The 11,576-nt window shown below is 69.7% G+C and carries 9 protein-coding genes and 1 pseudogene; 5 read left to right on the plus strand and 5 right to left on the minus strand.

Annotated elements, in window-relative coordinates; translation table 11 throughout:
* The first annotated feature begins 5 nt into the window (after positions 1-5).
* On the plus strand, positions 6-971 hold the full coding sequence (gene secF / locus ACJQWL_RS08245) for a protein translocase subunit SecF (RefSeq protein WP_330968801.1): 966 nt from the start codon (positions 6-8) through the stop codon (positions 969-971).
* A gap of 125 nt (positions 972-1,096) precedes the next feature.
* Here the strand turns inward: secF and ACJQWL_RS08250 are convergent, their stop codons facing one another.
* Positions 1,097-1,924, minus strand: a complete 828-nt coding sequence (locus ACJQWL_RS08250) for an inositol monophosphatase family protein (RefSeq protein WP_330968802.1) — start codon at positions 1,922-1,924, stop codon at positions 1,097-1,099.
* A 95-nt stretch (positions 1,925-2,019) separates the two neighbouring features.
* On the opposite strand from ACJQWL_RS08250, the gene ACJQWL_RS08255 reads away from it, so the two are divergent.
* The 3 genes from ACJQWL_RS08255 to ACJQWL_RS08265 all read left to right on the plus strand — a co-directional run bounded on the left by ACJQWL_RS08255 (position 2,020) and on the right by ACJQWL_RS08265 (position 6,008).
* Entirely contained in the window at positions 2,020-2,856 is an 837-nt protein-coding gene (locus tag ACJQWL_RS08255; RefSeq protein ID WP_330968803.1) for an RNA methyltransferase, read from the plus strand.
* A gap of 99 nt (positions 2,857-2,955) precedes the next feature.
* Entirely contained in the window at positions 2,956-3,885 is a 930-nt protein-coding gene (locus ACJQWL_RS08260) for a phosphate/phosphite/phosphonate ABC transporter substrate-binding protein (RefSeq protein ID WP_411300822.1), read from the plus strand.
* Positions 3,882-6,008, plus strand: a complete 2,127-nt coding sequence (locus ACJQWL_RS08265; RefSeq protein ID WP_330968804.1) for a putative bifunctional diguanylate cyclase/phosphodiesterase — start codon at positions 3,882-3,884, stop codon at positions 6,006-6,008. Before ACJQWL_RS08260 ends, ACJQWL_RS08265 begins: the two co-directional genes overlap by 4 nt.
* A 30-nt stretch (positions 6,009-6,038) precedes the next feature.
* On the opposite strand, the gene ACJQWL_RS08270 is transcribed toward ACJQWL_RS08265, so the two are convergent.
* Both ACJQWL_RS08270 and ACJQWL_RS08275 read right to left on the minus strand, forming a co-directional pair.
* Entirely contained in the window at positions 6,039-6,674 is a 636-nt protein-coding gene (locus tag ACJQWL_RS08270; RefSeq protein ID WP_330968805.1) for an exopolysaccharide biosynthesis protein, read from the minus strand.
* Positions 6,658-7,980: a hemolysin family protein gene (locus ACJQWL_RS08275; protein ID WP_330968806.1), complete on the minus strand. Its 1,323-nt coding sequence runs from the start codon at positions 7,978-7,980 to the stop codon at positions 6,658-6,660. The genes ACJQWL_RS08270 and ACJQWL_RS08275 overlap by 17 nt, the downstream gene beginning before the upstream one ends.
* 282 nt (positions 7,981-8,262) lie before the next feature.
* Here ACJQWL_RS08275 and ACJQWL_RS08280 point away from each other — a divergent pair.
* Positions 8,263-9,957 (plus strand): annotated as a pseudogene (locus ACJQWL_RS08280) (type IV secretory system conjugative DNA transfer family protein); the annotation flags it as partial.
* Positions 9,958-10,053: 96 nt separating this feature from the next.
* Here ACJQWL_RS08280 and ACJQWL_RS08285 read toward each other — a convergent pair.
* Both ACJQWL_RS08285 and ACJQWL_RS08290 read right to left on the minus strand, forming a co-directional pair.
* On the minus strand, positions 10,054-11,226 hold the full coding sequence (locus tag ACJQWL_RS08285; protein WP_330968807.1) for a threonine aldolase family protein: 1,173 nt from the start codon (positions 11,224-11,226) through the stop codon (positions 10,054-10,056).
* A gap of 35 nt (positions 11,227-11,261) precedes the next feature.
* Positions 11,262-11,483, minus strand: a complete 222-nt coding sequence (locus ACJQWL_RS08290; protein ID WP_330968808.1) for a hypothetical protein — start codon at positions 11,481-11,483, stop codon at positions 11,262-11,264.
* Positions 11,484-11,576 lie beyond the last annotated feature (93 nt).

The following is an 11,576-nucleotide window of genomic DNA, read 5'->3' on the forward strand; positions in this document are numbered from 1 at the left end:
GCATGATGAAACCTTTCACCCTGTTTCCCCACGACAGCAACTTCGACTTCATGCGCGTGCGCTGGGTCTCGCTGGGCATCGCCCTGGTGATGATGCTGGTGGCCATCGGCGCGATCGCCTCCAAGGGCTTCAACTTCGCGCTCGACTTCACCGGCGGCACCGTTACCGAGCTGCGCTTCGCGCAACCGGTGGACGTCGACGGCGTGCGCCAGCGGCTGGACGCGGCGGGCTACCCGGGCGCGCAGGTGCAGACCTTCGGCTCGGGCAACGACCTGTTGATCCGCCTGCAGCCCAAGGACGGTGCGGCCGGCGCCGAGGGCGTGGTCGATTCCGACACCGCCGCCGAGGTGCAACGGGCGGCGTCCACCGCCGACAACCCCGGCACGGTGCTGAGCAGCGAGTTCGTCGGCCCCCAGGTCGGCAGGGAGCTCGCGCTCAACGGCATCTGGGCGCTGATCTTCGTCGTCATCGGCTTCCTGATCTACATCTCGATCCGCTTCGAGAAGAAGTTCGCCATCGCCGCGGTCATCACCACGCTGCACGACGTGCTGATCGTCGCCGGCTGGTTCGCGCTGTGGGGCCACGAGTTCGACCTGACCGTGCTGGCCGGCCTGCTGTCGGTGATGGGCTTCTCGATCAACGACACGATCGTGGTCTTCGACCGCGTTCGCGAGAACTTCCGCTCGATGCGCGCGGACCCGGTGGCGATCCTCAACCGATCGATCAACCAGACGCTGTCGCGCACGATCATCACCTCGTTCGTGGCGCTGCTGTCGATGGTCGCGCTGTACCTCTACGGCGGTGGTTCGCTGGAAGGCATGGCCGAGTCGCTGATCGTGGGCATCATCATCGGTACGCTCTCGTCCATCTTCGTGGCCTGCCCGCTGCTGACGCTGGGATTCCTGCGGGTCACCAAGCAGGACCTGATGCCCAAGGCCCGCGACGAGGAGGCACTGGCGCGACGTCCCTGATGCCAGGGCGTCCGTGTCACGGAAAAGGCCGCGCGGTTGCGCGGCCTTTTTCATTGGCCAGGCCGGTCGCCGGCGTGGACGGGGGCGTCCCGCCCCCGGTCCGGCGCAGCGCCGCCACCTGCCGGTCAGTCGAACGAGCTGGCGTACCCGGTGTTGACGATCTTGTGCTGCAGCGCATCGGCGACCTTGATGTTGCCGGCCAGCAGCGGCCGCGGAGCGACGCCGCGCGCGTCCATCGGGCCCGTGCCGCGTCCGCGGAAGTCGGACACCTTGCCGCCCGATTCACGGACCATCAGTGCGCCGGCGGCGATGTCCCACGGCTTTACCCCTGCCTCGAAATAGGCGTCGGCGCGCCCGCATGCCACGTAGGCCAGGTCCAGCGCGGCCGAACCCGTGCGGCGGATATCCTCGGCTTCGGTCAGCAGCGTGTCGACGCACTTGAGATGGGCACTGGCGCGGCTGCGTTCGCGCGGCGGAAAGCCGGTGAACAGCATCGCCCCGGACAGGTCCCGACGGTCGGCCACGCGCACGCGCTTCTCGTTCAGCTGGGTCCCGCTGCCCCGGCTGGAGGTGAACAGCTCGTTGCGGAGTGGATCGAAGATCACCCCGTGGATGGGCTCGCCGTTCTCCACCAGCGCGATGGAGACGCAGAAGTGGGGGATCCCGCGAAGGTAGTTGCTGGTGCCGTCCAGCGGGTCGATGACCCAAGTGAAGCGGCTGCCGCCACGGCCCGGGGTCTGGCCGCTTTCCTCGCCGAGGATCGCGTAGTCCGGGGTGGAGCGGCGGAACTCCTTGATGATTTCCTTCTCGGCCAGCTGGTCGACTTCGCTGGCGAAGTCCATCCGGTCCTTCTCGACCACGTTGAGCGCGTCGAGCTTGTACATGTGCCGCAACAGCACGTTGCCTGCGGCGCGGGCGGCCTTGACCATGAGGGTGACGGCGGGTTTCTGCATGGACAACGGCCTCGCGGGAGGTGGGGGACGGACTGGCGGGGGAAAAGAGCGGGCCCGTCCTGGCGACGGGGCCGCGGAGTTTACCATTGCCCACCATGACCATCGCATCCGCCTCCGCCCCCGACCTTCCCGCCGCTGACGCTGCCACGGGCCATCGCCTGCGGGTGGTGCTGGTGGGCACCCAGCACCCCGGCAACATCGGCTCGGCCGCACGGGCGCTCAAGACCATGGGCCTGGCGCGGCTGGTGCTGGTCGCGCCGGAGAAAGCGCCCAACGCCGAGTCCAGCGCGTTGGCCGCGGGCGCCGACGACGTACTGCAGGCCGCGGAGGTCCACGCCACCCTGGCCGATGCCGTGGCCGATTGCCGGCTGGTGCTGGGCTGCACCGCACGCAGTCGGCGGGTGTCGCTGGAGGAGCTGTCGCCAAGGGCAGCGGCCCCGCGCGCGGTCGCCGCGGCGGCGGCTGGCGGCGAGGTGGCGCTGGTGTTCGGGCGCGAACGCACCGGCCTGGACAATGACGAGCTGCAGCTGTGCCACGCGGCCATCCACATCCCCGCCAACCCGGACTACAGCTCGCTCAACCTGGCCGCGGCGGTGCAGGTGGTGGCCTACGAGGTGCGGCTGGCGCTGATGGGGGACGCCGCTCCCCCGGCAGGGTCGAGCGACCGGGGGCATGCCACCGTGTCCGCCGACACCGCGGACCCGCGCGACGAGCCCGCCACCCACGCGCACCTGGAGGGCCTCTTCGCCCAGCTGGCCGACACCCTGGACGAGATCGACTTCCACAAGGGCAGGGCGCCCGAGTCGGCGATGCGCAAGTTGCGGCGGGTGTTCCTGCGGGCCGACCTGGACGTTCGCGAGGTGCGACTGCTGCGGGGCGTGCTTGCCGACGCCCAGCGCATGGCGCGGATGGCGGGCCACGATGGGGCCTAGGGTGCGGCCGCCAGGCCCGGTGCGGCGTTCGGTACGGTATCCGGCGGGCCCGGCTTGCATTACGCTCGCGCTCTGTCTTTGCAGTTTCCGGGGCCGTCCTTGATCGCATGCTTCAGTCGCCTGGCCGGGCTCGTGCTCGCGCTTGCGGCGGGCGCCGCCCTGGCCGCGCCGCCCCAGGTCTATGACGACCCCGGCGTGCTGGTGCTGGGGCGCATCAGCGACGACCCCAAGTCGCACTACGAGCAGCTCAAGCCGCTTCTGGACTACGTGGTCCCGCGGATGGCGGACGTGGGCATCCGCGAAGGCCGGATCCTGATGGCGCGCGATGCCCAGCAGATGGCCAGCTATCTCCGGCGCGGTCGCGTGGACTGGGTGACCGAGACCGCCGGTACCGGCATGCTGCTGCAGGCGCGGGCCAATGCGGCGCCGCTGCTGCTGACCGAGCGCGATGGCGTGCAGCACTACCACAGCGTCTTCTTCGCCCGCCGCGACAGCGGAATAGACGGGCTGGGAGACCTGAAGGGTCGGCGCCTGGCCTTCCAGTTGCCGTCCTCCACCAGCGCTTACTTCGTGCCCGCCGGCGCCCTGCTGGCCGAAGGGCTGCAGCTGGAAATCCTGTTGTCGCCGCAGGACCGCATGCAGTCCGAGGCGGTGGGCTACCTGTTCGCGCGCTCTGAACTCAACATCTCCACCTGGGTGCACAAGGGCCTGGTGGACGTGGGGGTGATGAGCAACCTGGACTGGGGCAACCCCCAGCGCATGCCCGCCGCCTTCCGCGACGACCTGGTGGTCTTCGCGCGCAGTGCCGACTACCCGCGTGCGATCGAACTGGTACGCGGGGACCTGGAGGCGCCGGTGCTGGCGCGCTTGCGCGAGGTGCTGATCCAGGCCGCACGCGACCCCGATGCCGGTGACGCGCTGCTGCGCTTCTTCAAGACCACCCGCTTCCTGCCGCTGGACGACGCCTCCCTGCAGGCGTTGGGGCGCATCGGACGCGACGTCGAACGCGTCCGCGCGGAGGTCGAATGAGCGTGAGACTGGGCCTGCAGGCCCGGTTCCTGGCGCTGATGGCGCTGGCGCTGGTGGTGGTCGTGTCAGGCCTGGCGTTGATGCTGCACCGGCAGGACCGGATGCAGCGCGAGGTTGAAGCGGTCAGCCGCGAGGCGCTCAGCAACGCGGTCGGCGACGGGCTGCGCAGGCGCGGGGCGGGCACCGTCAGCCAGCTGACCGAATCGCTCACCAATCCGCTTTACTACTTCGACCTGGACACCATCGGCGAGATCACCGCCGTCGCGTTGCGCCAGCCGGGCACGCGGTACGTGGTCGTGTTCGATGACGAAGGCAACATCGTCCACGACGGCAGCGACGAGATCCCCAGCTACGGCAAGCGCATGGACGATGCGCTGGCCTACGAAGCGGTCGCGGCCACCGGCCTGCACGTCCAGGTCACCGATACGCTGATGGACGTCGCCTCGCCGATCATGATCGGCCAGGAGCGCATCGGCGGCGTGCGGGTCGGATTCGACCTGGCCTCGGTCAAAGAGATGGAGGACGCCGCGGTCGCCGACCTGCGCGGACGGCTGGAGACCCTCGGCCGCCGTCATTCCTGGTGGATCGCGGCGCTGGGACTGGGCCTGCTGGTGCTGGGCGCGGCGATGCTGTGGTCGACCCAGCGCTGGCTGGTGCGGCCCATCCGCGAGCTGGCCGATTCGGCGCGATCCATCGAAGCGGGCGACTACGATATCGCGCCGCCGGTCAGCAGTCGCAGCGACGAGGTGGGCGACCTGACCCGCGCCTTCGGCCGGATGAGCCGCAGCGTGGCGCGGCACGACCGCGACATCCGCCGCATGGCGTACACCGACGCGCTGACCGGCCTGCCCAACCGGCTGGCTTTCCGTGAGGCGCTGGACCAGCGAGTGCTGCAGTTGCAGGGCGCGGGCGAGCCGCTGGCGCTGCTGTTCGCCGACATCGACGACTTCAAGCGGGTCAACGACACCCTCGGCCACGATGCCGGCGACGAAGTGCTGTTGCAGTGCGCCCAGCGCATCCAGGAGGTGGTGGCGCTGTATGGCGGACGCGACGCGGTGCTGGCGCGCTTCGGTGGCGACGAATTCGTCATCCTGACCCAGCCGGGGATGGGCGGATCGATCCGCAGCCTGGCCAATGACCTGGCGCAGCGGCTGGTGGAGACGATGCGCCAACCGGTGGTCGTACGCGAGCGCCCGCTGTTCCTGGGCATGTCGATCGGGATCACGCTGTTCCCCGACGACGCCACCATCGCCACCCAGCTGATGAAGAATGGCGATATCGCGATGTACCAGGCCAAGGTCGCGGGCAAGAACTGCCAACGCTTCTACAGCCGCGCGATGGACCAGGCGGTGGAGCGCCGCGTCACCCTGGAACGCGAGTTGCGCGGGGCGTGGGACCGGGGCGAGCTGAGCGTGCTCTACCAGCCGGTCTACCACCTTTCCAATGGCCGCATGGTCGGGGCCGAGGCGCTGCTGCGCTGGCGGCACCCCGAACACGGCATGGTCGCGCCATCGGTGTTCATCGAGGTGGCCGAGCAGACCGGGTTGATCGAAACCCTGGGCCCGCAGGTGCTTGAGGCGGCGTGCAAGGATGCAGTGCGCTGGCAGGAGCGGCGCGGCGACAAGGGCCCGCTGTTCGTGTCGGTGAACGTCTCGCCGCGCCAGCTGCGCACCACCACGTTGCCGCTTGTCGTGGCCGAGTGCCTGGAGCGCACCGGCCTGGATGCGCGCTGCCTGCACCTGGAGTTGACCGAAACGGCGGTCATCGGCGACGAGGCCCAGGTCAGCCGGCTGCTGGCCGAGCTGCGCCAGCAGGGCGTCAAGATCTGGCTGGACGACTTCGGCACCGGCTTCTCCGGCCTGAGCCACCTGCGCCGGGTACCGATCGACGGGGTCAAGATCGACCGCAGCTTCGTCGCCGACATCCTGCGTGATCCCGACGACCTGGCGCTGACCACCGCGATCATCTCGATGGCCCATTCGCTGGGCATCACCGTAGTGGCCGAAGGGGTCGAGCGCGAAGGCCAGTACAACCTGCTTCGCGAGCGTGGATGCGACCTGGTCCAGGGGTACTGGCTGGGCCACCCGCTTCCGCGCGAGGAATTCGAGTCGCTGCTGGGCTGAAAGGCGCCCGCCGGCCATGCCCGGGGGCGGTCAGACCAGGAAGTCGATCCAGCGCGCCGCCGCGCCCAGCAGGCTGCCCGACAACACGCCGAACACCGCGATGGCGACCGCGCCGGCCGCCCACGCCACGCCCATCAGGCGACCGTCGCGTTCCAGCAGCGCCAAGGCAAATGCGAGCAGCAGCGCGGCGAACAGGTAGTTGGTCAGCGGAATGGGCAGGGCCAGCAGCACCCCCAGCAGCACCAGCAGCAGGCCGGTCACCGCGCTGGCCAGGCGATGGTCGAGCATGGCTGCAGCGTGCGGCTTGACCACGCGCTCCAGTCGCGTCAGCCACGGTGCAAGCAGGTCGCGGAACCGGGCCATGGCGGCGCGGTGGGGTCCTCGGCGGGCGACGAACCCGGGCAGCCACGGCTTGCGCAGGCCCACCAGCAGCTGCAGGCCCACCAGCACCACCAGCGGCCCGCTGATCGCGCCCCCGACCCCCGGGATCGGGATCAGGGCGGGCAGGGTGGAGACGAACAGCAACATGCCGAACGAGCGCCGGCCCAGGCCGGTGAACACATCGCCCAGGCGCAGCACCTCGTCGGGATCACCCTCGGCGAACGCATCCAGCAGCACCCGCGTGCCGGCCTCGGGCGCGGGGCCCGGCCTAGCGCGTCGGGTCATCGGATGGGACCGCTTCGTCGCCGGCCACCCGCTGCAGCAGCAGCTTGTCGATGCGCGGGCCGTCGAGGTCGACCACTTCCACGCGCCAGTCGTCCCAGCTGAAGTGCTCGCCGGCGTGCGGGATGCGCCCGAAATGGGCGATCACCATGCCCGCGGCAGTGTGGAAGTCGTGCGTGTCCTCGTCGGGAAGGCGCTGGCCGTCCAGCAGCTCGCGCAGGTCATCGACATGCAGCGAGCCGTCGATCAGGTAGGAACCGTCGTCGCGACGGATCACCGGGGCGTCCGCGGGCACCGACTCGTGCGACTGGATGCGGCCGATCACCGCGCCCATGAGGTCGTTGATCGTGACCAGGCCGGTGATGTCGCCGTACTCGTCCACCACCAGCGCCAGCGATTGCTGCTCCTCGCGGAAAATCTCCAGCAGCTTCAGCGCATGGGTGGATTCGGACACGAACAGCGCCTCGCGCAACCGGTTGAACAGGTCCGGATTGGCCACGCCCAGGTCTTCGAGCAGCGACTTGGCCTCCAGCACGCCGATGACCTCGCGGTCGTTGCCGCGGTACACCGGGAAGCGCGAGAACGGGCTCTCGCGCATCGTGCGCAGGTTGTCCTCGACCGCGGCGTCCACGTCCACCCAGGTGATGCGCGTGCGCGGCGTCATGATGCTTTCAGCGGTGCGGTCGCCCAGGCTCAGCACCCGGTACATCATCTTGCGCTCGTCGGCATCGATCACGCCCTGCTCGTGGCTTTCGCTCACCAGCATGCGGATCTCCTCTTCGGTGACCTGCGCGGCCTGCGTCTTGTCCAGGCGCATGAGCTTGAGCAGGTAGCGGGTGCTCATGCTCAGCAGCCACACCGCGGGGGTCGCGGCGCGTGCGATGACATGCATGGGGGTTGCCACCGTGCTCGCCAGCCGCTCGGGCGCGAGCAATGCCAGCCGCTTGGGCAGCAGTTCGCCCAGCACGATGGTGAGGTAGGTGATCAGCGCCACTGCCAGCACCACGCCCACGTCGCTGGCGTATTCGCCCAGCGCCGGCACGTTGGCCGCCAGCCACAGGCCGATTTCACGACCGATGGCGTCGCCACCGAACATGCCGGTGAGGATCGCGATGAGGGTGATGCCGACCTGCACGGTGGACAGGAACCGCTCGGGATGCTCGGCCAGCTCAAGCGCCTTGCGTGCGCCCCGGTTCCTGGAGCCGAGTTGGCGCAGGCGCGGCTTGCGGGCCGTCACCACCGACATCTCCGACAGGGCGAAGAAGGCGTTCAGGGCGATGAGCACCAGGACGACGGTCAGCTCGAACATGTCGGCGCCTCCAGTCGATCAGGCGTCGGGCCCGGGGCGTGCCGGTGGCATGGCGGGGTCGGACGCAGGGTGCGTCCGCGGGGCGTTCGAGGGTCGTCGTCCATGGGGTGCAGTGGGGGCGGGGGCGGTGTGGAACTATGAAACGGAACCGATACTAGCAGGGCGACCCCGTGCAGCCGCCGTGACAGGCGGCCGGCGCGTCGGCTTATGATTCGCCCTGCCCCCGGAGTGGGGCACTGGCCCACGCCGCCGCACGGCGGCCCGACAAGGATGTTGACGATGATTCCCTCCACGACCCGAACCGGGCTGGCGCTTGCGAGCGTGGCCGCCGCCGGCATTGCAGGGCTGTATTTCTCCGGCTGGCTTGCGCTGGCGCTGCTGCAGGTGGACGCACCGCTGCAGTGGACCACCTGGTGGGGCTACGCGCGGGTACTGGACCTGCCGCAGCTGGCCCCGCATGCCGGGCGTGTGCGCCTGGCCGGCTGGGTCGGCTTCGGCCTGCCCGCGCTGCTCGCCACTGCTCCGCTGTACCTGGTGTTGCGACCCGCCAGACAGGCGCTGCATGGCGATGCGCGCTTCGCCCGTGGCCGGGAACTTGCGCGGCTCGGCCTGCTCAAGCCCAGCGACGATGGCCTCGTGGTCGGGCGCCTGGGCCGCAAGCTGGTGCGGCTTCCGGGCCAGCAGTTCGCGCTGCTGGCCGCGCCGACGCGGTCGGGCAAGGGGGTGGGCGTGGTGGTACCCAACCTTCTGGAGTACCGCGGCTCGGTGGTCGTTCTCGACATCAAGCAGGAGAACTTCGACCTCACCAGCGGCTGGCGCGAGGAGCAGGGCCAGTCGGTGTACCTGTTCAATCCGTTCGCCGAGGATGGCCGCACGCACCGCTGGAACCCGCTGGCCTACGTCAGCCAGGACCCTGCACTGCGCGTGTCGGACCTGCAGGCCATCGCGGCCATGCTGTACCCGGACGGTGACGACAAGCAGAAGTTCTGGGTCAGCCAGGCGCGCAATGCGTTCCTTGCCTTCGCGTTGTACCTGTTCGAGAACTTCGACGACCAGGTCGACACCGGCATGCCCGAATCGCTGTACCAGTTCCCCACGCTGGGCCGGCTGCTGCGCCTGTCCTCGGGCGATGGCACGGCGGTGCGCGATCACCTGCTGGCGCTTTCCCGGCAGCCGTTCCTGGGCGGGCCGGCGCGCAACGCCTTCGCCACCCTGCTGTCCCAGGCCGAGGAAACGCTCGCGTCCATCCTGGGCACGCTCAAGGAGCCGCTCAACCCCTGGGTCAGCCCCGTGCTGGACGCGGCCACCAGCGCCAACGACTTCCTGTTGACCGACGTGCGCAAGCGGCCGATGAGCATCTACGTGGCCATCGCGCCCAACAAGCTGGCCGAGGCCAAGCTCATCCTCAACCTGTTCTTCAGCCAGCTCATCCACCTCAACACGCGCGAGCTGCCGCAGGCGAACCCCGCGCTCAGGCACCAGTGCCTGTTGCTGATGGACGAGTTCACCGCCATCGGCCGCGTGGACATCATCGCCTCGGCGGTGGCGTACATGGCCGGCTACAACCTGCGCCTGTTGCCGATCATCCAGTCGCTGGCCCAGCTCGACGCGGTATATGGCAAGGACGTCGCGCGCACCCTGGTGACCAACCACGCCATGCAGATCCTGTTCGCCCCGCGCGAGCAGCGCGACGCCAACGACTACTCGGAGATGCTCGGCTACACCACCGTGCGCCGGCGGAACAGGACCCGCCAACGCGGCCTGCGTCGCGACGTGTCGATCAACGAGTCCGAGGAGCGCCGCGCGCTGATGCTGCCGCAGGAACTCAAGGCGATGGGGCCCCGGCAGCAGGTGCTGGTGTACGAAGGCCTGGCGCACCCGATCAAGTGCACGAAGATCCGCTATTACGAGGATCCCCACTTCACCGCGCGATTGCTGCCACGGGTAGAAGTGCCGGCGTTGGCGCGAACGGGGGCGGGCACGGACATCCCGGAGGCGACGACTCCGGCAGGCGCCCTGGCCGGTAGGGCGATGGCCGCGTCCCCGGGCTGATGGCGGTGCCGCTGTCCTGGGTCACGCGTCGAGCGAGGCCAGCAGGGCCTGGCTGATGGCTTCCGGCGGACGATGCAGCAACGACGGGTTGACCTGCATCGCGAAGGCGGTGGCGTCGGGCGGGCCGCCCGGCAGCAGCACGCCATGCTGGGCGGCGCGGCCCGCCAGCGCGTCCAGGTCGGCGCCGGGTGCGGACAGATGGAACCGGCTGGTGCCGTTCTCGACCTTGCGTGCGCTGAAGCGGCCACTGGCTTCAAGCAATGCGATCAACCGGTCGGCGGCGCCCCAGGCGCGCGCATAGTCGTCCTCGTAGCGCGGCAGGTGCAGGGGCACCAGCGCCAGGGTGGGCCACGCCTGCGGCAGCGAAGCGCCGAACATGCGGCGAACATGCGACAGGCCCGCGATCGTCGCCTCATCGCCCGCCAGTACGGCACCCGCCGTGCCGTTGAAGTGCTTCCATAGCGACACGTACACCGTGTCGAACATCGCCGCGACGTCGGCCACGCTGCGCCCGGTGTGCAGCGGCAGGTTGAACATGCGCGAGCCGTCCAGGTGCAGGCGGATGCCGCGTTCGCGGGCGAACCGGGACAGGCGTCCGGTCTGCTCCAGGTCCGCCATCGCATGGTCCAGACGCCGCACCGGGGATTCCACGGAGATCACGCCGACCTCGTTGGGAACGCGTCCGCCACTGGAGCGCTCGACCCACGGCGCAACGTCCTCGACGGACAGCGTCGCGCGCCCTTTCGCCAGCGGCACCAGGTTGAGCCCGCTCAGCGTGGCGGCGCCATCGCCGCTGTCGTTGTAGAGGTGGCTCTCGGCCTGCACCAGCACGCGGCGCCCGGCGCCGGCCAGCGTTCGTACCGCCAGGTGGTTGGCCAGCGTGCCCGACGGCAGGTAGACCGCGGCCGGCTTGCCCAACCGCTGCGCGAACGCGCGCTCGATGTCGGCCACCAGGCCGCCGTTGGAGTAGCTGTCGGGGGACCAGGCCCCGGTCCGCGCGGCTTCCTGCAGTTGCGCGGCGTAGTCCACTGGACCCAGGCCGAGGCCATCGGACCAGAAATTGACCGGCGGGTGCGGATGAGCGGAATTGGCCGCGGCCGTCGCGCCCGTCGCAGTGCTCGAGAGCGCCGGCCACCCTGCCAGCGGTGCGGTGGCGGCGATGCTGCCGGCTGCGAGGAACGTGCGTCTGTCCATTGGTGGCCTCGTGCCTGGCGGGTGTGACCGGCGGTTCAACCGTCGGACGGGGTGTCGTCGTCGCCCGTCTGCGCCTCGCGCACGATGCGCATGGCCTGCAGCAGGAACACCAGCATCATCCCCAGTCCGAGCCCCATCAGTGCGTAGCGCCACGCGCCCAGACCGTCCATCACGATGCCCAGCGTATTGAGGCCGATGCCGATCACCAGCAGCGGCATCCGCTGGGCGAGTTCGGGATTCATCTTGGTGTTGTCCATGTGCTCCCCCACGTGGAGGCTGGAGCCTAGCAGGACGTGGCGGCGGTGTGTCCGTACGCTGCGGCATGGGTGCCGCGAGGTTTCAGCCCCCCC

Source organism: Novilysobacter viscosus, assembly GCF_046600715.1.
Lineage (GTDB): Bacteria > Pseudomonadota > Gammaproteobacteria > Xanthomonadales > Xanthomonadaceae > Lysobacter_C > Lysobacter_C viscosus.

What these genes read in the sequence shown, in the direction of transcription:
- ACJQWL_RS08255 (WP_330968803.1), top strand. Translation starts at nt 2,020, where the DNA reads ATGACCATCGCATCCGCCTCCGCCCCCGACCTTCCCGCCGCTGACGCT.
- ACJQWL_RS08270 (WP_330968805.1), bottom strand. Translation starts at nt 6,674, where the DNA reads ATGACCCGACGCGCTAGGCCGGGCCCCGCGCCCGAGGCCGGCACGCGG.
- ACJQWL_RS08275 (WP_330968806.1), bottom strand. Translation starts at nt 7,980, where the DNA reads ATGTTCGAGCTGACCGTCGTCCTGGTGCTCATCGCCCTGAACGCCTTC.
- ACJQWL_RS08285 (WP_330968807.1), bottom strand. Translation starts at nt 11,226, where the DNA reads ATGGACAGACGCACGTTCCTCGCAGCCGGCAGCATCGCCGCCACCGCA.
- ACJQWL_RS08250 (WP_330968802.1), bottom strand. Translation starts at nt 1,924, where the DNA reads ATGCAGAAACCCGCCGTCACCCTCATGGTCAAGGCCGCCCGCGCCGCA.
- ACJQWL_RS08290 (WP_330968808.1), bottom strand. Translation starts at nt 11,483, where the DNA reads ATGGACAACACCAAGATGAATCCCGAACTCGCCCAGCGGATGCCGCTG.
- secF (WP_330968801.1), top strand. Translation starts at nt 6, where the DNA reads ATGAAACCTTTCACCCTGTTTCCCCACGACAGCAACTTCGACTTCATG.
- ACJQWL_RS08265 (WP_330968804.1), top strand. Translation starts at nt 3,882, where the DNA reads ATGAGCGTGAGACTGGGCCTGCAGGCCCGGTTCCTGGCGCTGATGGCG.